Below are 23,555 nucleotides of genomic sequence, written 5' to 3' on the forward strand. Positions count from 1 at the left end.
TCCCTCGCACCCACCACGCCGACACGCCAGCTTACGTGCCCGGCGCCCGTCGGGTCATCAGCTGCGGCACAGCACCCGGCCGGTACCCGCCGGCCGCGAGCGCCGTGTCAGCGCGCCCGGTTGTCAGCCGCGCTCCCTACCCTGGGCGGCATGACAGCACAGAACCACCCGACGGCACCGCACGACGGGGCCTTCCCCGCCCGGATCAGCATCGTCACCCTCGGCGTCTCCGACCTCGACCGCAGCGCCCGCTTCTACGAGGGCCTGGGCTGGCGCCGCTCCACCGCCTCCAGCCCGGAGATCGTCTGGTTCCGCACCGCCGACTCGGTGCTCGGCCTCTTCCCCGCCGACGAGCTGGCCGCCGACGCGGGCGTGCCCGGCGGCGGCGAGCCCTCCTTCCGCGGCGTCACCCTCGCGGTGAACCTGGAGTCCCCCGCGCTGGTGGACGCCGCGCTGCGGACGGCGGTGGAGGCCGGCGCCGTGGTGGTCAAGCCACCGACGACCACCAGCTGGGGCGGCTACTCCGGCTACTTCGAGGACCCGGACGGGCACCTGTGGGAGCTGGCCCACAACCCGTTCTTCCCCTTCGCCGAGGACGGCTCGCTGGACCTTCCCTAGCCCGGGAACCCTCCTCGGCTCGGAACCTTCCTCAGCTCTGCTTCGACCGCGCCTTGAAGGCCGCCTTGCGCGCCTCCTTGGCCGTCACCCGGTCCGGGTGCAGCTCCCCGATCGCCTCCAGGACGTCCGCCGTGTACGGGTGGTCGACCCGCCACACCTCGGCGAACCACGCCGCCGGGTCGTCCCGTACCGGCAGGTCCGCGATCAGCTCGCGCAGCTCGGTGTCACCGCCGGAACCCAGCAGCTGCGCGGCGAAGGTGTCGACCACCGTCCACAGCGCCATCTGCCGCTCCGGCACCGGCACGTCCGCCGCGCCGATCGCGGACAGCCAGGCCCGGGTCGCGCCGCCCAGCTCCGGGTCGTCCAGCACCTCCCGGGCGGCCGGCTCGGCGTCCGCCCCGAGCAGCCGCAGCCCCTCGACGGCCAGCACCCGCCGCATGGGCGCGTACGCGTCGGTGCCGCGCGCGGCCGCCAGCAGCTCCCGGGCGGCCGGCACCGGCTCCCGGCCGGCCAGCCAGACCACCAGCTCCTCCTCCGGCAGCACGTTGACCGACTCGCACACGGCCCGCAGCAGCTCGGCGGCGTCCCCCTGGGCGAGGTCGCCGACCAGCGGCGCGTCGTAGCCGTCCTCCAGCAGCCACTGCCGGACGCCGTACTGGCCGAGCGGGGTGAGCCGGACGAGCCCGAAGCGGGCCGACTCCTCCTCGTCCAGCGGCGCCTCGCCGACGACGGCGGGCTCCTCGCCCTCCTCCTCGTCGAACAGCTCCGGGTCGATCGGGCGGTACTCCAGCAGGCCCAGCTCGGCGAGGTCGGCCAGCATCGGGTCCAGCGCGACCATCACGTCGGTGATGTCGCCCAGCAGCTCCTCGCTCGGCTCCTCGCCCTCCGGCACCACCAGCAGCGCGGCCAGCACGCCCAGCGGCACGGTCTCGTTGCCGGGCTCGGCGAAGGCGGTGGTCTCGTAGAGCACCTGCAGCGCCTCGTCCAGCAGCTCGGCGGCGGCCTCCCGGGCCTCCTCCAGCTCGTTCAGGCCGTCCTCGTCGTCCTCGTCGCTGTCCGCGGCCTGCTCCGCTTCCTCCTCCTCGGATTCCTCGGGCAGCGAGTCGGCCTCCACGGCCAGCTCCCGGACGATCCCGGCGGCGGTCAGCCACAGCTCCAGGACGGTCTCCGGGTCCCCCTCCTCGGCGGGCTCCAGGTCGGGGCCGGGGACGGCCACGTGCTCGCCGGCCTCGGTCGTGCCGAGCTCCACCAGGTCCAGGTCGCAGGCCAGCGACCAGGCCCGCAGCGCCTCGATCTCGTCCTCCTCCGACACCTCGCCCTCGGCCGGGGCCAGGCCCAGCAGCCGCGCGGCGGGCGCCCGGTCCGCCTCGACCAGGTCGCCGAACTCGTCCACCACCCGGTGCGGGGCGGCCCAGCGCGCCAGCGCCAGCGCGTAGCCGAGCATCGGCACGGCCTTCGCCTGCGCGGCCAGCTCCGTCTCGTCGGGCAGCTTCACCGGCGGGACGAGCACGGCCGCGTCGTCGTCCAGGCCGTCGTCGTCCAGCCCGTGCGCGGCGAACGCCCCGTAGAGGTCCTGGAGCTCCATGTCGGCGGGCAGGACGGCCCCCGCGCCCCCCTCGCCCTCCGAAGCCCCTGCGTTCTTCCGACGTCGTCCGGCCATCGTCGCGCGTTCTCCCTCAGCCAGCGGCCCGTCATGAGCGCCGCGTACCCGTCTACCACCTCAGCGTATAGGCCGGGCACCCCCGGTGCCCGGCCTCAAGGGGCGTGCGCAGGGGCGCGCGCCGAAACCGTGCGCCCACCCCTTATCCTTCGCATTGGCACCGCGCACAACCCCGCGCGGGCCACCGGGCAACGAAGCCCCCCTCTCAGCTCATCCGCTCCACCAGGGAGCCCCGCACCGCGGCCACCACCACAGCGCCTCAGGACGGGTGCGCCGGCACACCCCGCCGACCCGGTGGGGCCCTGCCACAGGAGATCCCTTTCATGGCGGACCTCTCCCCCGCCGGCACCGGCCTGCGCACCGCGCAGCTCGACGGACGCCGACTGTCGGAGGCCCTGCTTCCCCTGGAACTCGCGCCCCGGCCCCAGCTCCAGCTCTCCGCGATCAGCCGCTGGAACGCCGTCCGAGGCGTCCGCGTCGGCCTGGTCGCCGCCGCGCTGCTGTTCATGCTGATCGGTGCCAACCTGGCGACGCCGATCTACCCGCTCCTCCAGCAGCGCCTCGGGCTCGGCCCGCTGGACACCACGATCCTGTTCACGATCTACGTGTTCGCGCTGGTCCCCGTCCTGGCCGTGGTCGGCCACTGGTCCGACCACCTCGGCCGCCGCGCCCTGATCCTGCCCGCCGTCGGCCTGGCCGCGGCCGGCGACGTGGTCTTCGCCACCTCCGGCAGCTTCTGGCAGCTGGCCGCGGGCCGGGCCGTCCAGGGCATCGCGGTCGGCCTGTCCACCGGCGCCGCCGGAGCCGCCCTCGGCGACCTGCTGCCCGACCACCCGACCCTCGCCGCCAAGCTCACCCTGGCCTGCTCGGCCGGCGGCGTCGCCCTCGGCCCGATCGTCGGCGCCCTGCTCTCCGGCGGCTCCGACCCGCTGCTGACGCCCTTCCTGCTGCACGCCATCGCCCTGCTCGCGCTCTGCATCCCGCTGGCCGTCGTCCACCCCCGGATGCCCGGCCGCAACCGCGAGCCGTCCGCGCCGCCGCGCATCACCACCCCGGCCCACCTGCGCCCGCAGCGCCTGCGGATGCCGCGCACCGGCCGCCGCGAGTTCCTGCTCGCCGCCGGCGCCGGGTTCATCTCGTACGGGGTCTTCGGCGTCTACCTGGCCCTCGCCCCGGCCTTCTCCGCCAAGCTGCTGCACACCCCCTCGCACCTGACCGGCGCGATCGTGGCCGCCCTGCTGCTCGGCTCCTCGGCCGCCGCCCAGCTGATCGTCCCGCCGACCTCCGACCGTACGGTCATCGCCCTCGGCATGACCGGGCTGGCCACCGGCCTCGGCCTGGTCGTCGCCGCCGGGTACACCGGCACCCCGGCCCTGCTCTTCATCGGCAGCGTCCTCGGCGGCATCTGCCAGGGCGTCGCCTTCCGCTCCCTGTTCACCACCGCCGTCGCGGCGATGGACCCGGAGCGCCGCGGCTCCGAACTGAGCTCCCTCTGGATCATCGTCTACCTCGGCAGCTCGGCCCCGATCATCGGAGTCGGCGCCCTGGTCCAGCACTACGGCCTCCTCCCCGCCGTCAGCGGCTTCGCCACCCTCGCCGCCGTCCTCTGCGCGGCCCTGGCCGTGGCCGTCGCCCGCAGGCCCCGGACGGCCTGACGCCTGCAACGCCAGAACGCCGATGCCCGGGCCTTCCCCTTCGGAAGCCCCGGGCATCGCCGTTTCAACGTGGCCCTACGCTCCCAGGGCTTCCACCTCTCGGTGCTGCTCTCGGCGGGGCGGCGGGCTGGTCCGCCTGCCGGGAATCGGATCGCCACCAACGGGGTTGGGGGCTGATGAACCGTTACTGGAGGGGTCATGCGAGCGATTCAGGTGCACGAAGTGGGCGGTCCCGAGGTGCTGCAGGAGACCGAGGTGGACCAGCCGCGGCCGGGCCCGGGCGAGGCGCTCGTGGAGGTCGCCGCATCCGGGGTCAACTACCTCGACGTCTACTACCGCGAGGGCCGGTACAGCCTCCCGCTGCCCTTCACCCCGGGCTCCGAGGGCGCCGGCACGGTCGTCGAGGTCGGACCCGGCGTCACTGACGTCGCCGTCGGGGACCGGGTCGGTTGGGTCGAGATTCCCGGCAGTTACGCCGAGCAGGCCGTCGTGGACTCCTCCCGGCTGGTGCCGCTGCCCGACGACATCGACTTCGAGACAGCCGCCGCCGTGCTCCTCCAAGGCATGACCGCGCACTATCTCGTCAAGGACGCCTACCCGGTTCAGGGGGGCGACACGGTGCTCGTGCATGCGGCCGCCGGTGGCATGGGGCTGCTGCTGACCCAGCTCATCACCCATCTCGGCGGCAGGGTGATCGGCACGACGTCGACCACGGCGAAGGCCGAACTGGCGAAGCGTGCCGGAGCCGCCGAGGTGATCCTCTCCTCCGCGGTCGACGATCTCGCAGCCGAGGTGAGGCGGCTCAACGGCGGTCAGGGACTGCCGGTTGTCTTCGACGGCGTCGGCGCACACACCTTCGATGCGAGCCTCGCCAGCCTGCGAAGCCGCGGCCATCTCGTGCTCTTCGGCGCGGCAAGCGGTGCCGTGCCGCCGTTCGATCCGATCCGGCTCGCCCACGGCGGTTCGCTGACCCTGATCCGGCCCAGCCTCGGGGACTTCATCGCCGATCGGTCCGAACTGCTCCGACGGGCCGCCGATGTGTTCGAGTGGGTGCGCTCCAAGGCACTTGAGGTCACCGTAACGGGCCGCTACGCGTTGTCCGAGGCCGCCCGGGCCCACAGCGATCTGGAGGCTCGGCGCACCACCGGCAAGCTGCTCGTCGTACCCGATGCGGCCGCTGCTGGACGCCGCGAGGAGACGCGGAGCTGATCGCGGGTGACGAGGTCGGGGATCTTGGAGACCGAGATGTCGAGGGCATGACCGACCGTCATCGCCAAGATCCCCGACAGCGTCCGGCACTCAGCAGGCCAGGATCAGGCAGCGGCGTTCCGGTCTGGAGCTACGCGTTCCAGGGCTTCCAGGCGTCGGTCCCGATCTCCACGTCGAACGGCGTCGGCAGTCGGACGGACTCCCCGAACTTCCACTCGCCCAGTACCTCGTAGGTCGCCTCGCCCTTGTTCGGCTCCCCGAACAAGGTCACGCCGGGCTGCCGTGGATCACGGTCCACGAGCAGGTAGAACGGCACCCCGGTGCGCGCGTACCCGCTCCACTTCGTTGGCTTGACCTGACGGCCGAACATGGGCCGACGATCATGGCGCGCATTGGACGAGGAAGTCACCTCGACCACCAGCTCGAGGTCGTGCGGGTGCAAGCGCAGAACATCGTCCGCACGCTTCTCCGCATCGGTGTCCTTGTGCACCACTACCATGTCGGGGATGTAACCGTCCCCGATCTCGACAAGATCCAGGTTGATGGTCTGAACAACTCGCCACGGAAACCCGTTGTTCAGAAACCAGGAACGCTCGAAGCCCCGCTGGATGTCCGAGAGGATCCCACCATGGGCGTACACGGGTGCCGGTGACACGACGATTTCCCCTCCGATCACCTCGACCCGCGTGCCGTCGTCCGGGAGCCGGAGGTACTCCCCCAGTTCCCCCCGGACCCACATGGCGTACGGCGAGTCAGGCAGAAGCAACTGCGCGAACGCAACTACCGACATGACTTCGCTCCCTCCGAGGTCGCGGCACCAGCCTGGCCGCCCGGTCGCAGATATACCACTGCCGCGCAAACCTTTCCCTCGAAGGGGAGGTTTGCGCGGCAGCAGGTTGACGAACGGGCCGACGTCAGACGTTGAAGCCCAGCGCACGCAGCTGGTCGCGGCCGTCGTCGGTGATCTTGTCGGGGCCCCACGGCGGCATCCAGACCCAGTTGATGCGCAGGTCCTGGACGAGCCCGTCGGTGGCCGTCTTGGCCTGGTCCTCGATGACGTCGGTGAGCGGGCAGGCCGCCGAGGTGAGCGTCATGTCGATGGTGGCCACGTCGGACTCGTCGATGTGGATGCCGTAGATCAGGCCCAGGTTGACGACGTCGATGCCCAGTTCGGGGTCGACGACGTCCATCAGGGCCTCGGTCAGGTCCTCGACGGAGACGGTGCCGGCGGTGGTGCCGACGATGATGCCGTTCGGCTGCTCCGCCACAGCGGAGGCCTCGGCGCCGGTGGTGATGTCGTCGCTCATGGTTCTGTCCTCCTCTGCGGGGTCAGTCGTTGACGGCGGGGTGCTGGGCGAGGGCCTGGGCGGTGGCGTCCTTCCAGGCCATCCAGCTGAGCAGGGCGCACTTGACCCGGGCCGGGTACTTGGAGACGCCGGCGAACGCGATCGCGTCCTCCAGCACCTCCTCGTCGCCCTCGCCCTGGCCCTTGCTCTGCATCAGCTCCAGGAAGGCCTCCTGGACGACCTGCGCCTCGCCCACGGTCTTGCCGACCACCAGGTCGTTCAGCACCGAGGCGCTGGCCTGGCTGATCGAGCAGCCCTGGGACTCGTACGAGACGTCGGCGACCGTGGCGCCGTCGAGCTTCACCCGCAGGGTGATCTCGTCGCCGCACGTCGGGTTGACGTGGTGCACCTCGGCGTCGCCGTCCCGCAGCCCCTTGCCGTGGGGGTGGCGGTAGTGGTCCAGGATGATGTCCTGGTACATCGAGTCGAGCTTCATGTCGTCCTGCCCAGTCCCGTCAGCCGAAGAAGTTCCGGACGTGGTGCAGGCCGTCGATCAGCGCGTCGACCTCGCCCGGCGTCGAGTACAGGTAGAACGACGCCCGCGTGGTCGCCGGAATTCCGTACCGCAGGCACACCGGCCGCGCACAGTGGTGGCCGACGCGCACGGCGATGCCCTGCTCGTCCAGCACCTGGCCCACGTCGTGCGGGTGGATGTCGCCCAGCGTGAAGGAGATCGCCGCAGCGCGGTCGACGGCCGTGCGCGGGCCGATGATCCGCAGGTCGGGGACCTCCAGCAGCCGCTCGACGGCGTACTCGGTAATCGCGTGCTCGTGCGCCGCGATCTTGTCCATGCCGATGCCGGACAGGTAGTCGATGGCCGCGCCGAGCCCGACCGCCTGGGCGATCGGCGGGGTGCCGGCCTCGAACTTGTGCGGCGCCGGGGCGTAGGTGGACGAGCCCATGGTGACGGTCTCGATCATCTCGCCGCCACCGAGGAACGGCGGGAGGTCCTCCAGCAGCTCCTGGCGGCCCCACAGCACGCCGATGCCGGTCGGGGCCAGCATCTTGTGGCCGGTGAAGGCGACGAAGTCGGCCTCCAGCGCCTGCACGTCCAGCACCATGTGCGGCGCGGCCTGCGACGCGTCGATGACGACGAGCGCGCCGACCGACTGGGCCTTGCGCACGATCGTCTCGACCGGGTTGACGGTGCCGAGCAGGTTGGAGACCAGGGTGAAGGAGACCACCTTGGTCTTCTCGGTGATCAGCTCGTCGATGTTCGAGAGGTCCAGCCGGCCCTCGTCGGTGAGCCCGAACCACTTCAGCTTCGCACCGGTGCGCTGCGACAGCAGCTGCCACGGGACGATGTTGGAGTGGTGCTCCATCTCCGTGATGACGATCTCGGAGTCACCGTCGACCCGGTACGGCTCGTCGGCCCAACCGAGCATGTTGGCAACGAGGTTGAGCGACTCCGAGGCGTTCTTGGTGAAGATCACCTCGTTGCGGCTCGGCGCGTTGACGAAGGCGGCGACCTTGTCGCGGGCGCCCTCGTACATCGCCGTGGCCTCCTCGGCGAGCACGTGCACGCCGCGGTGGACGTTGGCGTTGTGCCGCTCGTAGTAGGCGTTCAGCGCCTCCAGCACCTGGCGCGGCTTCTGCGAGGTGGCCGCGTTGTCCAGGTAGACCAGCGGCTTCTCGTCGTGCAGCACGCGCTGCAGGACGGGGAAGTCCTTGCGGATCGCGTCGGTGTCGAGCAGAGCGCTGTGGCCGGTAAACGGATGCGTCACTCGGATGCGCCGCCCTTCACATACGACTCGTAGCCCTCTTCCTCCAGCTTGTCGGCCAGCTCGGCGCCGCCGGACTCGACGATGCGGCCGCCCGCGAAGACGTGGACGTGGTCGGGCTTGATGTACCGCAGGATGCGGGTGTAGTGGGTGACCAGCAGGGTGCCGACCTCGCCGGTCGAGCGGACCCGGTTGATGCCCTCGGAGACGATCCGCAGCGCGTCGACGTCCAGGCCGGAGTCGGTCTCGTCGAGGATCGCGATCTTCGGCTTGAGGAGCTCCAGCTGCAGGATCTCGTGGCGCTTCTTCTCACCGCCGGAGAAGCCCTCGTTGACGTTGCGCTCGGCGAAGGCCGGGTCCATCTGCAGGGCGGCCATCGCCTCCTTGACCTCCTTGACCCACAGCCGCAGCTTCGGGGCCTCGCCGCGGACGGCGGTGGCGGCGGTGCGCAGGAAGTTGCTGACCGAGACGCCGGGCACCTCGACCGGGTACTGCATGGCCAGGAAGACGCCGGCCTTGGCGCGCTCGTCGACGGACATCTCCAGGACGTCCTCGCCGTCCAGCAGCACGGTGCCGCCGGTGACGGTGTACTTCGGGTGACCGGCCAGCGAGTAGGCCAGGGTGGACTTGCCGGAGCCGTTCGGGCCCATGATGGCGTGGGTCTCGCCCTGCTTGACGGTCAGGTCGACGCCCTTCAGGATCTCGCGCGGGCCGTTCTCGGCTTCGACGGAGACGTGCAGGTCGCGGATTTCAAGGGTTGCCATGTGTACTCAGGACTCCTGGTTGACGGAGACGAGCACATCGTCCCCTTCGATCTTTACGGGGTAGACGGCGACCGGCTTGGTGGCGGGCAGGCCGGAGGGCTTGCCGGAGCGCAGGTCGAAGCTGGAGCCGTGCAGCCAGCACTCGATCATGCAGTCCTCGACCTCGCCCTCGGAGAGCGAGACGTTCGCGTGCGAGCAGATGTCGTTGATCGCGAACACCCCCTCGTCGGTGCGGACGAGTGCGACCGGCACGCCGTTCAGCTCGACGCGCTTGGGCACGTCCTCCTGGAGGTCGCCCAGTGCGCAGGCACGGAGGAAGCTCATCGGTCAGACCGCCGCTTCGAGCTCGGCGTCGATCTTGACCATCAGCTGCTCCTGGACCTCGGCCACGCCGATCTGCTGCAGCAGCTCGGCGAAGAAGCCGCGCACCACCAGGCGGCGGGCCTCGTCGGCCGGGATGCCGCGGGCCATCAGGTAGAACAGCTGCTCGTCGTCGAAGCGGCCGGTCGCGGAGGCGTGGCCGGCGCCGACGATCTCGCCGGTCTCGATCTCCAGGTTCGGGATCGAGTCGACCCGGGCACCGTCCGTGAGCACCAGGTTCCGGTTGAGCTCGTAGGTGTCGGTGCCCAGCGCGGCGGCGCGGATCAGCACGTCGCCGACCCAGACGGCGTGCGCGTCCTGGCCCTGCAGCGCGCCCTTGTAGGCGACGTTGGAGCGGCAGTGCGGGGTGTCGTGGTCGATGACCAGACGGTGCTCCAGGTGCTGGCCGGCGTCGGCGAAGTACAGGCCGAACAGCTCGGCCTCGCCGCCGGGGCCCGCGTAGTTGACGCGCGGGTGCAGGCGGACGAGGTCGCCGCCGAAGGTGACGACGACGGACTTGTACGAGGCGTCGCGGCCGACCAGCGCGTTGTGCTGGGCGACGTGCACGGCGTCGCGGTCCCAGTCCTGGACGGAGACGAAGGTGAGCTTCGCGCCGTCGCCGACCAGCAGCTCCACGTTGGCGGCCCGGGTGCCGGCGCCCTCGTGGTTGAGCACCACGACGGCCTCGGCGAACGGCTTGACGTCGATCACCACGTGGGCGAAGCGGACGCCGCCCTCGCCGCGCACGTCGATCTTCACCGGCTCGGTGAGCACCGCGTCCTTGGGGACGGTGACCACGAGCGCCTGGTCGAATGCGCTGAACGCCTGCGCGGCGACCCGGTCGACGGGCGTGCCGGCCTTGCCGAGGCGGGCGTCGTCGCGGCCCACGGTCTCGGCGGTGACGCCGTCCGGCAGGGTGAACTCGACCTTGTCCTCGCCGCGCGGACCGGCGGCGGCGGTGCCGTCGTGCAGCCCGCCGAGGCGGTGCAGCGGCGTGAACCGCCAGTCCTCCTCGCGGCCGGTCGGCACCGGGAAGTCGTTCACGTCGAAGGACGGCTTGACCGCGACGCGCGCGTCGATCGGCTGCTTGACCGTGGTCCGGCCGGTGCCGGGGCCGGCGAGCTGCGCGCCCGCGCCGGCGGTGCCGACCTCGATCGAACCGGCGGTGGTGGAGCCGGAGGTGTTCTGAACGTCAGCCATGGCTGTTCGTAGTGCTCTCTTCCTCAAAAAGTCGGGCGGGGTCGCGTACGGCTGGGCGTCAGCCGACCGCGCCCTCCATCTGCAGCTCGATCAGCCGGTTGAGCTCCAGCGCGTACTCCATCGGCAGCTCCCGCGCGATCGGCTCGACGAAGCCGCGCACGATCATCGCCATGGCCTCGGTCTCGGTCAGACCGCGGCTCATCAGGTAGAACAGCTGGTCCTCGCTGACCTTGGAGACGGTCGCCTCGTGGCCCATGGACACGTCGTCCTCGCGGACGTCCACGTACGGGTAGGTGTCCGAGCGGGAGATGGTGTCGACCAGCAGCGCGTCGCACAGCACGTTGGACTTGGCGCCGTGCGAGCCCTCGCCGATCTCGATCAGGCCGCGGTAGGAGGTGCGGCCGCCGCCGCGCGCCACCGACTTGGAGACGATGTGCGAGGAGGTGTTCGGGGCCATGTGCACCATCTTGGCGCCGGCGTCCTGGTGCTGTCCCTCGCCCGCGAAGGCGATCGACAGGGTCTCGCCCTTGGCGTGCTCGCCCATCAGGTAGACGGCCGGGTACTTCATGGTGACCTTGGAGCCGATGTTGCCGTCGATCCACTCCATGGTCGCGCCCTCGTACGCCACGGCGCGCTTGGTGACCAGGTTGTAGACGTTGTTCGACCAGTTCTGGATGGTCGTGTAGCGGCAGCGGCCGCCCTTCTTGACGATGATCTCCACGACCGCCGAGTGCAGCGAGTCGGAGGAGTAGATCGGCGCGGTGCAGCCCTCGACGTAGTGGACGTAGGCGTCCTCGTCGACGATGATCAGCGTCCGCTCGAACTGGCCCATGTTCTCGGTGTTGATCCGGAAGTAGGCCTGCAGCGGGATGTCGACGTGCACGCCCTTCGGCACGTAGATGAACGATCCGCCGGACCACACCGCGGTGTTCAGCGCGGCGAACTTGTTGTCGCCGGCCGGGATGACGGTGCCGAAGTACTCCTTGAAGATCTCCGGGTGCTCGCGCAGCGCGGTGTCGGTGTCCAGGAAGATGACGCCCTGCTCCTCCAGGTCCTCGCGGATCTGGTGGTAGACGACCTCGGACTCGTACTGGGCGGCGACACCGGCGACCAGGCGCTGCTTCTCCGCCTCCGGGATGCCCAGCTTGTCGTAGGTGGCCTTGATGTCCGCGGGCAGGTCCTCCCAGGACTCGGCCTGCTTCTCGGTCGAGCGGACGAAGTACTTGATGTTGTCGAAGTCGATGCCGGACAGGTCGGAACCCCAGGTCGGCATGGGCTTCTTGCCGAAGAGCTTCAGGCCCTTGAGACGCAGGTTCAGCATCCACTCGGACTCGCTCTTCTTCGCGGAGATGTCGCGCACGACGTCTTCGCTGAGCCCGCGCTTGGCCACGGAGCCGGCGGCGTCCGGGTCGGCCCAGCCGTACTCGTAATTGCCGAGGCCTTCGAGCTCGGGGTGCGAAACGGTGTCAGTCATGCGAGCTTCCTAACGCGCGGACGCTGAATCTTCGGTGGACGTACCGGCAGTCGGCGCTGCATCGGAGCCGCGGCCCGCCGGGGGCTGGACAGGCGACGATGCGGCACCGGGTGCCGGCACATAGGTGGTGCAGACCCCGTCGCCGTGGGCGATGGTGGCCAGCCGTTGCACATGGGTGCCCAGGAGCTGGGAGAAGACCTCGGTCTCCGCCTCGCAGAGCTGCGGGAACTGCTCGGCGATGTGCGCGACCGGGCAGTGGTGCTGGCAGAGCTGGGCGCCCGCCGGGGCCTTGGCCGCGGCCGACGGGACACGCCGCACCGTGGCAGCGTACCCGTCCGCGCTCAGCGCCTGGGCCAGGGCCTCCGGGCGCTCCAGCGCCCCGGCCTGCCGCAGGCTCTCCCGGTACTTCTCGCCCTGCCGGCCGAACCGGGCACGGGCGAAGGCGGCGACGGCCTCCTCGCCCGCCTTGCCGCCGCCCACCGCGTCCGAGATCCAGCGCAGCGCGTCGGCCGCGAGCTGGTCGTACGCCTGGTAGAAGGCGTCCCGGCCGGCGTCGGTGAGCGCGAAGACCTTGGCCGGGCGGCCCCGGCCGCGGCTGCCGTAGACCCGCTGTTCGCGGGCGTCGACCAGGCCGCTGGCGGCCAGCGAGTCGAGGTGGCGGCGGACGGCCGCGGCCGTCAGGCCGAGCCGGTTCGCGAGGTCGGCGGCGGAGGACGGGCCGTGGTCCAGGATCGACCGGGCGACCCGGTCGCGGGTGGCGCGGTGGCCCTCCAGCAGCACCTCGGCCGCCGTCGCGGGCACGTCGCAACCGGGGGCCGACTCGGCCTCCTGCTGCGTGGCGTGCTCGCGCATGTTTTTCACAACACCAGTGTTGCGTAATTACTTCCGGCAGGACAAGCCGTGATCCAGGCCTCACCCGTGTCATCTGTCACGCAGGTAAGGCTTACCTTTCCAGCGGAAACGATCACCAAGGCCGGTGTCCGGCCTGGTCGTTCGGCCCTCTTAGACTCGCCGGTATGCATTCCGAACCCGCGGTCCAGATCGCCGGGCTGGTCAAACGCTACGGTGACAAACCTGCGGTGGACGGCCTAAACCTCACCATCGCGTCCGGCGCGATCACCGCCGTCCTCGGGCCCAACGGCGCCGGCAAGACCACCACCATCGAGACCTGCGAGGGCTACCGCCGCCCCGACGCCGGCACCGTCCGCGTCCTCGGCCTCGACCCGGTCGCCCAGAGCGCCGCCCTGCGGCCGCGGATCGGCGTGATGCTGCAGTCCGGCGGCGTGTACGCGGGCGCGCGCGCCGTCGAGATGCTGCGGCACACCGCCAAGCTGCACGCCCACCCGCTGGACGTCGACACCCTGGTCGAGCGCCTGGGCCTCGGCTCCTGCGGCCGCACCACCTACCGCCGCCTGTCCGGCGGCCAGCAGCAGCGGCTCGCCCTGGCCATGGCCGTGGTCGGCCGCCCCGAGCTGGTCTTCCTGGACGAGCCCACCGCCGGCCTCGACCCGCAGGCCCGCCGCGCCACCTGGGAGCTGGTCCGCGACCTGCGCCGGGACGGCGTCACCGTGGTCGTCACCACCCACCACATGGACGAGGCCGAGCAGCTGGCCGACCACGTCGCCATCGTCGACCGCGGCCGGGTGATCACCACCGGCACCCCCGAGGAGCTGTGCCGCGGCGGCGCCGAGAACGCGCTGCGCTTCGACGGCCCGCCCGGGCTCGACCTCGCCGCGCTGCTCAAGGAGCTGCCCGCCGGCGCCGCCGCCGTCGAGACCGCCCCCGGCAGCTACCGCGTCGAGGCGCCCGTCGACCCGCAGCTGCTGGCCGCCGTCACCGGCTGGTGCGCGGCCAACGGCGTCCTGCCGGAGCGGTTGTCGGTGCAGCGCCGCAGCCTCGAAGACGTCTTCCTCGACCTGACCGGACGGGAGCTCCGCTCGTGACCACGACGACCGACTACTCCCCCAGGCCGGGGGCCGCGCCGGTCGGCCGGATGCTGCTGGCGCAGACCGCGTTCGAGACCCGGATGCTGCTGCGCAACGGTGAGCAGCTGCTGCTCACCGTGGTCATCCCGACCGTGCTGCTGGTGCTGTTCTCCGCCGTCGACATCGTCACGGTGGAGGGCCCGGGCAAGCGGGTCGACTTCCTGGCGCCCGGCCTGCTCGCCCTCGCCGTGATGTCCACCGCCTTCACCGGGCAGGCCATCGCCACCGGCTTCGAGCGCCGCTACGGCGTGCTGAAGCGGCTCGGCGCCAGCCCGCTGCCGCGCTGGACCCTGCTGACCGCCAAGACCGGCTGCGTGCTGGTGACGGAGATCCTGCAGGTCGCCCTGCTGTCGGTGATCGCCCTCGCCCTCGGCTGGTCCCCCCACGGCAACCCGATGGCCGTCGCCGCGCTGCTGGTACTGGGCACCGCCGCCTTCTCCGGCCTGGGCCTGCTGATGGCCGGCACCCTCAAGGCCGAGGCCACGCTGGCCGCCGCCAACCTGGTGTTCATCCTGCTGCTGCTCGCCGGCGGGGTGATCGTGCCGCTGGGCAAGTTCCCGGACGCCGTGCGCGGCGTGCTGGAGCTGCTGCCGATCTCGGCGCTCTCGGACGGCCTGCGCTCGGTGCTGCAGCACGGCGCCGGGGTGCCGTGGTCGGACCTCGGCATCCTGGCCGGCTGGTCGGTGCTCGGGCTGGCCGCGGCGGCCCGGTTCTTCCGCTGGGAGTGAGCCGCTGTTGACGAACGACGCCCCCCGGCCTGCTGAGGCCGGGGGGCGTCGGGCGGTTCAGCGGGCTGTGGGTCAGCCCTCGCTGCCGCTGCGGCGCTTGCGGGCGAGCAGCACGAGCGCGCCGCCGACCAGCAGCACACCACCGCCGGCGGCCGCGATCATCGGGGTGGCGTCGCTGCTACCGGTCTGGGCCAGCGCCGGGGCCGGCGTGGTGGCCGCGGGCGACGGGGTCCTGGTCGGGGTCGCGGTGGCAGGCGGGGTCGTCGGGGCCGCCGTGGTGGGGGTCGGCGTCGGCGTCGACGTCTTGGTGGGCGTCGGCGTCGGGGTGGGGGTCTGGGTGGGGGTCTGCGTCGGGGTCGGGGTGGGCGTCGGCGTGTGGCACGGCGCGATGGTCTTGGTCTCGTCGATGTTCCAGCCCTTCTCGTTCGGGTTCTCCGAGGTGGAGACCACGAGGTGGGCCTGGACCGGGGCGTTGTGGTCCTTCACCGGGAAGGACTTGTGGAACTCCTTGGGGAAGGCCTGGTTGTCCAGGACCTTCTCGCCGTCGATGGTCAGGCTGACGGTGTTCTTCACGTCCGCCTTGTCGCTGTAATTGATCAGGTCGATCACGACCTTGTCGCAGGTCACCGACCAAGTCGGCACGTGCGCCGAGGCGTTGGTGGCCAGCGCCAGGGGCAGAACGATTCCGGCCGTCGCCGTGCCGACGAGAGCCGCCGCGCCGATCCTGAAGTGTCGCTGCTGTCGCGCCATACCTTGTTCCCCTCCGAACGGTCATGCGCAGCAGGCGTGTTGAGTGGTTCGCGGTGGCCCACTACGACTGTCCGGGGGACTCTACCGGCACCTCCGCACCTCGCTACACCCCGCCGCTCGACCGGATATCGTCTGTCGGTCCACTCTCGGATGTGTATGACCAGCCCATCACAGCCGCCACCTCGCAGAACGCGGTTTCGGCAAACTTGAATGAACTTCGTCACCTTCAGGACAGAACGACGCCCTCGGTGATCAGGTTCAATCACCGAGGGCGCCTTGTCGATCAGTCGACGAACTCGCCTCTGGTCAGGCCTTCTTGGCCGCACGACGCCGGCTGGCCACCACCATCGCGCCACCGGCCGCGGCGATCACCGCACCGCCGATCGCCAGCGGCACCACCGGGCCGGAGCCGGTGTGCGCGAGGTTGCCGCCGCCGTTCGCCGAGGCGGAGGGGCTGGCCGAGACCACGGGAGCGGCCGTCGAGGCGGACGGGCTCGGCGACCCGCTCGTACTTGCACTCGCACTCGGCTTGCCGGTCGCGGGGACGCTCGGGGTACCGGACGGGCTGGTCGAGGAACTCGGCGTCGCCGGAACGGTCGGCGTACTGGTCGGCGTGCCGGTCGGGGTCGGCACGACCGTGCCCGGCAGGCAGCCGGTGAACGGGTAGTGGTGCGTCTCCGCGCCGCCCTTGCCGGTCAGCGAGGCGGCGATCACCGAGCCGTTGACCGGGCCGCCGCTGCCGAGGTCGAAGGCGGCGTTCGGGGCGAGCACGGTGCCGGCCCAGGCGGCGGCGCTGTTCTTGACCACCTTGGTCGCGGTCGGGAAGTTCCAGAGCAGCTTGGCGCGGATCGCGCCGCCGGCGGCGCTCTGCAGCTTGTCGTCCAGGAGGAAGGCGGACTTGCCCTCGTCCCAGATGCTGAACCCGGTCGTTCCGGCCGCCGCCATGTCGTACGAGCCGCCGGTCACGTTGATGACGGTCACCGACCCGGCCGGCACCTTGAGGAAGACGTCCTTGGCGCCCTGCAGCTTGGCCGCGTCGACGGTGAAGCTGTTGTACTTCGCGTCGCCGCCGGTGAACGTCAGCTTGGCACCGTCCGCCTGGACGCTGGCACCGGCCGTCGGCGGCACGGCGGCCAGCGCGGTCGAGGCGGCGCGCAACTTGGCGAACTCGGCCTTGAAGTCGATCGGCGAGGCGCCCTGGGCGACGCTGCCCGCGTGGGCCTGGACGACGGCGGCGTCGGCCTTGCTGCCGTAGACGCCGTTGCCCTTCATCACCTGGGTGTTGTTGCCGGTGATCTTGCCGGCGACGACGAGCGCGTTCTTGCCGGGCAGCGCGTCGACCTCGGCGGGGGTCAGCTCCTGGCCGACCGAAAAGCCACCGGTGAAGTCGGCATTGCCGCCCACGGCGACGGCACCCTCGGCGTCCGGCGTGTGGGTGTCATCGCCCTCGATGAATTCACCGTACAGATTGGCGACCCCGAGGCTGCGGCACTCCTGGCCGGGGTCGGCGGCCTGGGCGGCGGGGGCGACCAGGCCGGCCAGGACGAAGGAGCCGCCCACGGCGAGCGCGGCGGCTGAGGTGGATATGCGCATGTGCAGGATCTCCGCTTGCGTGCGGGAGGAGTGGGAGCGGCCCGAAAAAGGTATGGACCAATCTGCACTCTTCCGGTCAAGCGGGCAATTGGTCAAGACCATTGCCCGGCATGTCCGAGAGATCCACTTTGCGGTCCTGTCGCGCTGCCCGCGCCCCAGCCCAAGATCGCCTGTAAGGCCGCCTACGATGGAGCGCGTGCTGAACCCCTTCTCCCTGCTCGCCGAGCGCTGGCAGCCCTCCGCCGCGATGGTCCGGCGCGCCACGTTCGCCGCGCTGGTGATGAGCGTGGTCATCGTCGTCACCGGCGGCGCCGTCCGGCTCACCGCCTCCGGCCTCGGCTGTACGACCTGGCCCCAATGCACCGACGACAGCCTGACGCCGACCGCCGAGATGGGCTTCCACGGCGTCGTCGAGTTCACCAACCGCATGCTCACCTACGTGCTGAGCGCAGCGATCGGCTGGGCGATCCTGGCCGCTCGTTGCCACCGCCCGTGGCGGCGCAGCCTGACGAAGCTCGGCTGGGCGCAGTTCTGGCTGGTGATGAGCAACGCCGTCCTCGGCGGCATCACCGTGCTCACGGGCCTGAACCCGTACACCGTCGCGCTGCACATGATCGCGGCGATGGCCCTGGTCTGGGTGGCGCTGCTGATGTGGGAGCGCAGCAAGGAGGGCGACGGCCCGGCGAAGCTCGCCGTGGCCCGCCCCATCCACCAGCTCTCCTATGTCCTGGTCACCGTGATCGGCCTGCTGGTTGCGGCCGGCACCCTGGTCACCGGCGCCGGCCACCACCCGGGCACCCCCCAGGACAACAAGATCGTCCCCCGCATCCCGATCGACTACGACAGGTTGGCCCAGTTCCACGCCGACTTCGCCATGATCTCGGTCGGCCTGGCCATCGCCGTACTCTTCGTCTTCGCGGCGGTAAAGGCCCCCCAGCCCGCCAAGGCCCGCGCGAAGGAACTGCTCGCCGTCCTGCTGCTCCAGGGCGTCCTCGGCTTCATCCAGTACTTCACGGACGCCCCCGAGCTCATGGTCGGCCTCCACATGCTCCTCGCCGCGATCACCTGGATCGCCGCCCTCCGCATCCCCCTCGCCCTGCGCGCACGCGAGGTGGAGGAGACCCCGGTCGACACCCCGGCCCCCCGTACGCCCGAGACCGCCACGGTCTGAGCGATATCAGTTGAAGGCCCCCATCGCGCGATGGGGGCCTTCGACATCTACCGGAGGTCGCGGACCATGCACCGGTACACCGTCCCAGGACGGCGTCATGTCGCCCACGTCCCGGTATCCCAAGGCCTCGTACATCCTCACGGCCGCCTCGGCTTCCGGGCGAACTGCCAGGGTGATCCGATCGACCTCGGCACCTTCAATCACCGCCGCGTGCAGCCCCCGCCCGAGCCCGCGCCGACGGCACTCCGGTGCGACCGCGAGCTCCCGGACCACGAACGTGCGATGCCCGTTCTCCCTCGTGAAAACCGGAACTTGGCGTAGCCCTCCAGAAAGTCGGCCAGGTCCCGCGGCCCCTCGAAGTAGGGCGGCTCCGCGAACACATGCTCGTAGAGCGGCGCTATCCCGTCCAGCACCCGGGCCGCGTTCACGGCGTCGGCCACGGTCTCGAAGACGGGCTTGTCCACGGCGCTCCTTCTACGTGATCAAAAGGTGGCTAGCGCACCACGGGAATCCTTCCGGAACGCCAATCGGCCAGCCGCTTGCGAATGTTCGACACCATCGGCAGCCCGTCCGTCTCGGCCGGGGTGAACCACGCCACCTCGTGGGACTCGTCGGACACCCGCAGCTCCCCACCGAGCGGGCGTCCGAGGAGGCAGATGGAGAACTCCTGACGGACCTCGCCGTCGTCGTAGGCGAACACGTGGCGAGGGTCGGTGTAGGTGCCGACGATCCCGGTGATCTCGATGTCGATGCCGGTCTCCTCGCGCGTCTCGCGGACACCGCAACCGGCGAGCGATTCACCGATGTCCATCTTGCCGCCGGGCAGGGCCCACATCCCGTTGTCGGTACGCCGCTGGAGGAGCACACGGCCCGCATCGTCGACCACGACGACGGACGCGGCCGGGACCAGCGAGTTCGCCTCGGGAGCATTGGGATCGTCCTCGTAGTCACGCCTGGGCATGGCCCACCACCTCCGCTGCCGGGATCGTCCATACGTCCCGCCCCTTCGCCCACAAGTCCTCGACGTGACCCACGAAGCGATCGAACACACCGTCGTCCTGGGCCCGCCTCAAGTGCATCATCGGAGCGTCATGCCCGACCCTACCCGGGAGCAGCGGCGTGACGATCATGTCGTCGTCGAAGCGGAAGACGCTGAGTGAGACGTGTGCCGTCTCGTATCGTGCCTCGATCGACGTGTCCCGTAGCTTGGCCAGCTCGGAGAGGGTGACCTCGATCCGGGTCGAAAGGCTCAACGGTACGTCCTCCTCCAGCTCCCGCTGACGGGTGACCGGATGCCCGGGCTCACCGAGGATGAAGCGGACCTGGACGCCGGCTGCCGCTTTCTGTCGCAGCAGGCTGCCGAAGTTCGCATGCTCCAGCCATAGGAAGTAGTTGGTGTAGCCAGCGAACGTCAGCTCCCGGGTTGCCCCCTTTATCAGCTGACGCCACAGCGAAGCCGGCGCCGCCGACCGGTACGGGTACATCTGCACCAGCTCCCGATCCGGCCCCGACTTCACCAGTTGCTGCGCAGATGGCCAGAGCACGGTTTCCTCCTCACCGAGGGCCTGGCTAGCAGCCGAGCGGTGTCTCGCATGGGGCTCGCGCGCGGGGTTCGCGAGCCATCGGTCGACGGTCTTGGGATCGACTCCGCACACACGCGCAAGCCTGGACGAGGTCATGTTGGCACGGGCCATTGCGTCACGAAGCGGGCTGTTCACCGACCGACCTTCCACGTTAGGGACGTTTCAAGGTCTAGCAGCCAGACGTCCCAAACGTCCCGAAAACGCGGTATGACGTCTCGTCAGACTGCCCGACGATTCGAGCGTGACAGATGCGGCGGCCTTCCAGCCGCCTCCTCTCCCATTCGAGGACCTCATGCTCAAAACCTGCTGCAGCCCCCGCCCGCACGCGTTCGTCGCGCGGCTCGACTCCTGCATCGAATCGACTCGCCTCGCGCGGCAGTTGCTCCGGGCGTACCTCTGCGCCCTGCCCTCCGGCGAGTGCTACGGCGACGTCGCCGAGCTCCTCCTCGGGGAGCTGTTCGCCAACGCCGTCCAGCACTCCGACGCCCCGGACGACCGCCGCATCGAGATCCGCTTCTCCCTCACCAACGGGCTCCTGCGCATCGAGGTCCACGACGCGGGCGGCGGCCGGCCGTCCCTGCGCTCGGCCTCCCTCTGTGACGAGCGCGGGCGCGGGCTGTTCCTCGTCAACGAGCTCTCTGCGCGCTGGGGTTGCTGCCCGCGCGCGGGCGGGATCGGCAAGTTCGTCTGGGCCCTGATCGCCCCCACCACCGCGCTCGCGGCCTGAGAGAGGAAGCCCCCATGCGACTCGCCCTCACCGCCCGCCACCTGCTCGACACCGGCCACACCCCCGCCCAGGCCTATGCCACCCTCGCCCGCCGCACCCGCGAACCCCTGCGCTCGGCCCGCGCCGTCTGCACCGCCCTCGCCATCCCCGCCGCCGAAACCGACCGCCGCCTCGACGACTGCTACAACGCCCTCCTCGCCAACCCCCGACCCAACTCCGAGGCCGACACCGGCGAACTCCTCGAAGCCCTCGGCGTCTTCGACATCCCCAAGACCCTCACCCCCCACGAACTCGCCGTCGTCGGCCTCTTCCTCACCGCCATCGACGCCCTCGGCGGCATCCGCGCCGGCCACCAGCACGGCCTCACCCGCTGGTTCACCACCGGCAACCTCACCGCCGCCTACCTCTCCCTCGCCGCCGCCACCCCCCGCTCAGCCACCGGCAACCCCACCCGCTACTGGGCCACCCTCATCCAGGCCGGCGAACTCCTCACCACCACCCTCAACCCCGACATCCGCCTCCGCAACGCCCTCACCCGCTGCCGAGACCACCTCACCCGCACCACCACCCCCTGAGCGCAGGAAGTCGGCCCTACCGACTTCCTGCGCACCACCAAACCCCTAGGAGGATCCATGACACACACGCCCGCGCCGTGGGGCACCAGCAGGATGGGGCCCTACGCGGCCACCGTCACGCTCCCGGCGTTCACGCCCGTGATCGACCCCGAGACGCAGATCGCCGTCATCGTGGACGAGCACGGCCGAACGGTCGAACTGGGGAGCCACGGCACCAGCACCAGCGGTGTCACGCCCACCCAGACGACCCCCGGTGACGGGGCCGCGCCGGGCGGGGCCACCGACAGCGACGTCACCGAGTCCTACGACCAGGACCAGAGCTCCGGCTGATGAACAACCGAAGCGGGTCGGTGCTGGTACTGACCAATTCCTCCGACGTGACAGCGGATGCGGTACTGCGAGTACTCGCCGAGCGCCGGGTTCCGGTGGTCCGTCTCGATCCCGGCACCGACCTGCACACCGGCGCCTCGCTGGCCGCCACGTACCGCACGGGCAGCCAGCTGGGCACCCTCCGCACGTCGAGCCGCGAACTCGACCTCACGGACATCCGGTCCGTCTGGGTCCGCAGGCCCTCGCCCTACGAAGGCCGCCCGGCCTCGACGGCCAGGACCGCCGGTTCGCCGCCGCACAGGCGTTCTGGGGAGCGGGCGGCATCCTGGCTTCGCTCCCCGAGGCCCACTACGTGAACCACCCTTGGCACAACCGCGCGGCCGAATACAAGCCGGCTCAACTCGCCGCCGCACAGCGCTGCGGATTCCACGTGCCCCACACGCTGATCACCAACGACGCCCAAGAAGCCCGGGAGTTCACCGCCCACCAAGTCGCCGGCACGGTCTACAAGTCCCTGTGGGACACCCCGTACACGGTCGACGGTCAGGCCCGGGCCGTATGGGTCCGCGAAGTCCGCAGCGGGGAGATCACCGAGGCTGTAGCGGCGTGTCCGCACATGTTCCAAGCCAAGGTCCCCAAGCTCTTCGACACCCGGCTGACCGCAGTCGGAGACCGACTGTTCGCCGCCCGCATCGACAGCCCGGATCTCGACTGGCGACACCGACAGGACCGGATGCGCTGCACCCGGATCGACGTCCCCGAACCAGTCGCCAAAGCCATCACCCGCTACCTCACCACCTTCCAACTAACATTCGGTGCCTTCGATTTCGCTGTCACCGCAGACGCCACGTGGTACTTCCTGGAGTGCAACCCCAACGGACAATGGGCGTGGCAGCCGGCCGAGATCGCGGACCGCATCGCACACGCGATCGCCGACCAACTGGAAAGAGGCCACACCACGTGACCACATCCGACACCCTGCGCGCCGCCCTGGTCGATCAACTCACCGACAGCGGCACGCTCACCGACCCCGCCTGGGCCGAGGCCGCCACCGCCGTACCGCGCGAACTGTTCGTCGGCAGCTACTTCGTCCCGATCGAGGGAAGCAACCCCACCACCTACCGAACCGTGCACCACGGCGACCCCGGCTGGCTGGAGGGGATCTACGCCGATCAGACCCTCATCACCCAACTCGACGGCCACACAAGGCCGGAGGACGTCGAAAAGCACCCGGCCACCGGAGCACCCTCCTCGTCCTCCACGCTGCCCTCGCTCGTGCTCCGCATGTGGCAACAGCTCGGCGCCGAAGCCGGTCACCAGGTCCTCGAAGTCGGCACCGGAACCGGCTACTCGACCGCCCTCGGCGCCCACCGCCTCGGCGACGCGAACCTCACCAGCATCGAGTACGACCCCCAAGTAGCCGAACGCGCCGCCGCCGCCCTCCAGGCCGCCGGCCACACCCCCCGACTCCTCGTCGGCGACGGTCTCGGCGGGGACCCGGACGGCGGCGCCTTCGACCGGCTCATCGCGACCTGCTCGGTCCGCTACCTCCCGATGGCCTGGCTCCACCAGGTGAAGCCCGGCGGCCGCATCCTGGCCACCCTGTCCGGGTGGCACTACGCCAACGCCCTGGCGCTGCTCGACGTCACCGGCCCCGGCGAAGCCACCGGCCGCTTCCTGCCCGGCTGCACCAGCTTCATGATCGCCCGTCCCCACGACCGGCCGCCCCGCCCCACCCTGGCCCTGCTTCCCGGAGCGGAGCGCCCGAGCCGGATCGACCCGGCGAAGCTCGACACCTGGACCGGCAGTTGGCTCGCCCAGCTCGCCGCGCCCTCCGCCGAACGGATGGGAGCCGGCGGCCACCAGATCCTCTCCGACGTCGCCACCGGCTCCCAGGCCCGGACCACGCCCCACCCCGAAGGCGGCTGGACCGTCGTCCAACGCGGCCCGCTCCGCCTCTGGGACCAAGTGGAAACCGCCATCGAGACCTGGCAGCACGCCGGCGAGCCGCATCAGGACGCCTTCGGCATCACGGTCTCACCGGCGCGGCAACGCGTCTGGCTCGGCACCGAGGACGGCCCGGGCTGGGACCTGCCCATCTGATCC

26 protein-coding genes and 1 pseudogene are annotated in these 23,555 nt (G+C 70.8%); 11 read left to right on the plus strand and 16 right to left on the minus strand.

Going from position 1 to position 23,555, the window contains the following annotated elements; genetic code table 11:
• The first annotated feature begins 150 nt into the window (after positions 1-150).
• A complete protein-coding gene (locus AB2U05_RS08760; protein WP_045702882.1) occupies positions 151-618 on the plus strand; it encodes a VOC family protein in 468 nt (155 codons plus the stop codon).
• Positions 619-649: 31 nt separating this feature from the next.
• Here the strand turns inward: AB2U05_RS08760 and AB2U05_RS08765 are convergent, their stop codons facing one another.
• A complete protein-coding gene (locus AB2U05_RS08765; protein WP_369182944.1) occupies positions 650-2,278 on the minus strand; it encodes a hypothetical protein in 1,629 nt (542 codons plus the stop codon).
• A gap of 323 nt (positions 2,279-2,601) precedes the next feature.
• Here AB2U05_RS08765 and AB2U05_RS08770 point away from each other — a divergent pair, with 323 nt between their 5' ends.
• Positions 2,602-3,933 (plus strand): MFS transporter, encoded by a 1,332-nt coding sequence (locus tag AB2U05_RS08770; protein WP_369182945.1) that lies wholly within the window; start codon positions 2,602-2,604, stop codon positions 3,931-3,933.
• Positions 3,934-4,131: 198 nt separating this feature from the next.
• A complete protein-coding gene (locus tag AB2U05_RS08775; protein WP_369182946.1) occupies positions 4,132-5,142 on the plus strand; it encodes a quinone oxidoreductase in 1,011 nt (336 codons plus the stop codon).
• Between the two features lie 130 nt (positions 5,143-5,272).
• On the opposite strand, the gene AB2U05_RS08780 is transcribed toward AB2U05_RS08775, so the two are convergent.
• The 9 genes from AB2U05_RS08780 to AB2U05_RS08820 form a co-directional block, all read right to left on the minus strand.
• Positions 5,273-5,932 (minus strand): Uma2 family endonuclease, encoded by a 660-nt coding sequence (locus AB2U05_RS08780; RefSeq protein ID WP_369182947.1) that lies wholly within the window; start codon positions 5,930-5,932, stop codon positions 5,273-5,275.
• 124 nt (positions 5,933-6,056) lie between these two features.
• Positions 6,057-6,449 carry a metal-sulfur cluster assembly factor gene (locus AB2U05_RS08785; protein ID WP_279616855.1) on the minus strand — a complete coding sequence of 131 codons (393 nt, stop codon included), beginning with the start codon at positions 6,447-6,449 and terminating at the stop codon, positions 6,057-6,059.
• Between the two features lie 22 nt (positions 6,450-6,471).
• Positions 6,472-6,924, minus strand: coding sequence for a Fe-S cluster assembly sulfur transfer protein SufU (sufU, locus tag AB2U05_RS08790; protein ID WP_045702886.1), 453 nt, complete (start codon positions 6,922-6,924; stop codon positions 6,472-6,474).
• 19 nt (positions 6,925-6,943) lie between these two features.
• The gene (locus AB2U05_RS08795) at positions 6,944-8,212 is read right to left on the minus strand and encodes a cysteine desulfurase (protein ID WP_045702888.1); all 1,269 of its coding nucleotides are present in this window, start codon (positions 8,210-8,212) and stop codon (positions 6,944-6,946) included.
• Positions 8,209-8,973, minus strand: coding sequence for a Fe-S cluster assembly ATPase SufC (gene sufC / locus AB2U05_RS08800; protein ID WP_045702891.1), 765 nt, complete (start codon positions 8,971-8,973; stop codon positions 8,209-8,211). The genes AB2U05_RS08795 and sufC overlap by 4 nt, the downstream gene beginning before the upstream one ends.
• Before the next feature lie 6 nt (positions 8,974-8,979).
• Entirely contained in the window at positions 8,980-9,297 is a 318-nt protein-coding gene (locus AB2U05_RS08805) for a non-heme iron oxygenase ferredoxin subunit (RefSeq protein WP_045702893.1), read from the minus strand.
• A 3-nt stretch (positions 9,298-9,300) separates the two neighbouring features.
• Positions 9,301-10,533 (minus strand): Fe-S cluster assembly protein SufD, encoded by a 1,233-nt coding sequence (sufD, locus tag AB2U05_RS08810; protein ID WP_045702895.1) that lies wholly within the window; start codon positions 10,531-10,533, stop codon positions 9,301-9,303.
• Between the two features lie 58 nt (positions 10,534-10,591).
• The gene (sufB, locus tag AB2U05_RS08815; RefSeq protein WP_045702897.1) at positions 10,592-12,007 is read right to left on the minus strand and encodes a Fe-S cluster assembly protein SufB; all 1,416 of its coding nucleotides are present in this window, start codon (positions 12,005-12,007) and stop codon (positions 10,592-10,594) included.
• Between the two features lie 9 nt (positions 12,008-12,016).
• Positions 12,017-12,859 (minus strand): helix-turn-helix transcriptional regulator, encoded by an 843-nt coding sequence (locus AB2U05_RS08820; RefSeq protein ID WP_369182948.1) that lies wholly within the window; start codon positions 12,857-12,859, stop codon positions 12,017-12,019.
• Between the two features lie 164 nt (positions 12,860-13,023).
• Between AB2U05_RS08820 and AB2U05_RS08825 the strand changes: the two genes are divergently transcribed.
• Together AB2U05_RS08825 and AB2U05_RS08830 are read left to right on the plus strand one after the other, a co-directional pair.
• Positions 13,024-13,950: an ABC transporter ATP-binding protein gene (locus AB2U05_RS08825; protein WP_045702899.1), complete on the plus strand. Its 927-nt coding sequence runs from the start codon at positions 13,024-13,026 to the stop codon at positions 13,948-13,950.
• A 50-nt stretch (positions 13,951-14,000) separates the two neighbouring features.
• Entirely contained in the window at positions 14,001-14,720 is a 720-nt protein-coding gene (locus AB2U05_RS08830; RefSeq protein WP_045711336.1) for an ABC transporter permease, read from the plus strand.
• A 72-nt stretch (positions 14,721-14,792) separates the two neighbouring features.
• Here AB2U05_RS08830 and AB2U05_RS08835 read toward each other — a convergent pair whose 3' ends face one another.
• Both AB2U05_RS08835 and AB2U05_RS08840 read right to left on the minus strand, forming a co-directional pair.
• A complete protein-coding gene (locus tag AB2U05_RS08835; protein WP_045711333.1) occupies positions 14,793-15,470 on the minus strand; it encodes an LAETG motif-containing sortase-dependent surface protein in 678 nt (225 codons plus the stop codon).
• 306 nt (positions 15,471-15,776) lie between these two features.
• Positions 15,777-17,063: a choice-of-anchor A family protein gene (locus AB2U05_RS08840; RefSeq protein WP_369182949.1), complete on the minus strand. Its 1,287-nt coding sequence runs from the start codon at positions 17,061-17,063 to the stop codon at positions 15,777-15,779.
• A gap of 187 nt (positions 17,064-17,250) precedes the next feature.
• Here AB2U05_RS08840 and AB2U05_RS08845 point away from each other — a divergent pair, with 187 nt between their 5' ends.
• On the plus strand, positions 17,251-18,234 hold the full coding sequence (locus tag AB2U05_RS08845; protein WP_369182950.1) for a heme A synthase: 984 nt from the start codon (positions 17,251-17,253) through the stop codon (positions 18,232-18,234).
• A gap of 6 nt (positions 18,235-18,240) precedes the next feature.
• Here AB2U05_RS08845 and AB2U05_RS08850 read toward each other — a convergent pair whose 3' ends face one another.
• From AB2U05_RS08850 to AB2U05_RS08865, 4 genes are read right to left on the minus strand one after another with little or no spacing between them, the layout of a single operon-like run.
• Positions 18,241-18,507 carry a GNAT family N-acetyltransferase gene (locus tag AB2U05_RS08850; protein WP_369182951.1) on the minus strand — a complete coding sequence of 89 codons (267 nt, stop codon included), beginning with the start codon at positions 18,505-18,507 and terminating at the stop codon, positions 18,241-18,243.
• Positions 18,435-18,698 carry a hypothetical protein gene (locus AB2U05_RS08855; protein WP_369186067.1) on the minus strand — a complete coding sequence of 88 codons (264 nt, stop codon included), beginning with the start codon at positions 18,696-18,698 and terminating at the stop codon, positions 18,435-18,437. The genes AB2U05_RS08850 and AB2U05_RS08855 overlap by 73 nt, the downstream gene beginning before the upstream one ends.
• 29 nt (positions 18,699-18,727) lie before the next feature.
• Positions 18,728-19,195 (minus strand): NUDIX domain-containing protein, encoded by a 468-nt coding sequence (locus AB2U05_RS08860; protein ID WP_369182952.1) that lies wholly within the window; start codon positions 19,193-19,195, stop codon positions 18,728-18,730.
• Complete coding sequence (locus AB2U05_RS08865; protein WP_369182953.1) at positions 19,182-19,952, minus strand: XRE family transcriptional regulator; 771 nt, start codon at positions 19,950-19,952, stop codon at positions 19,182-19,184. The genes AB2U05_RS08860 and AB2U05_RS08865 overlap by 14 nt, the downstream gene beginning before the upstream one ends.
• Before the next feature lie 157 nt (positions 19,953-20,109).
• Between AB2U05_RS08865 and AB2U05_RS08870 the strand changes: the two genes are divergently transcribed.
• The 5 genes and pseudogenes from AB2U05_RS08870 (at position 20,110) to tgmC (ending at position 23,552) form a co-directional block, all read left to right on the plus strand.
• Entirely contained in the window at positions 20,110-20,544 is a 435-nt protein-coding gene (locus AB2U05_RS08870; protein WP_369182954.1) for an ATP-binding protein, read from the plus strand.
• Positions 20,545-20,558: 14 nt separating this feature from the next.
• The gene (locus tag AB2U05_RS08875) at positions 20,559-21,119 is read left to right on the plus strand and encodes a hypothetical protein (protein ID WP_369182955.1); all 561 of its coding nucleotides are present in this window, start codon (positions 20,559-20,561) and stop codon (positions 21,117-21,119) included.
• A gap of 57 nt (positions 21,120-21,176) precedes the next feature.
• Entirely contained in the window at positions 21,177-21,449 is a 273-nt protein-coding gene (tgmA, locus tag AB2U05_RS08880) for a putative ATP-grasp-modified RiPP (RefSeq protein WP_045709450.1), read from the plus strand.
• Positions 21,449-22,413 (plus strand): annotated as a pseudogene (gene tgmB / locus AB2U05_RS08885) (ATP-grasp ribosomal peptide maturase). The gene tgmA and the pseudogene tgmB overlap by 1 nt, the downstream one beginning before the upstream one ends.
• Positions 22,410-23,552 carry an ATP-grasp peptide maturase system methyltransferase gene (gene tgmC / locus AB2U05_RS08890; protein WP_369182956.1) on the plus strand — a complete coding sequence of 381 codons (1,143 nt, stop codon included), beginning with the start codon at positions 22,410-22,412 and terminating at the stop codon, positions 23,550-23,552. Before tgmB ends, tgmC begins: the two are co-directional and overlap by 4 nt.
• The last annotated feature ends 3 nt before the right edge of the window (positions 23,553-23,555 follow it).

The sequence above is a fragment of the Streptomyces sp. Y1 genome (assembly GCF_041053115.1).
Taxonomy (GTDB): domain Bacteria; phylum Actinomycetota; class Actinomycetes; order Streptomycetales; family Streptomycetaceae; genus Kitasatospora; species Kitasatospora rubellomurina.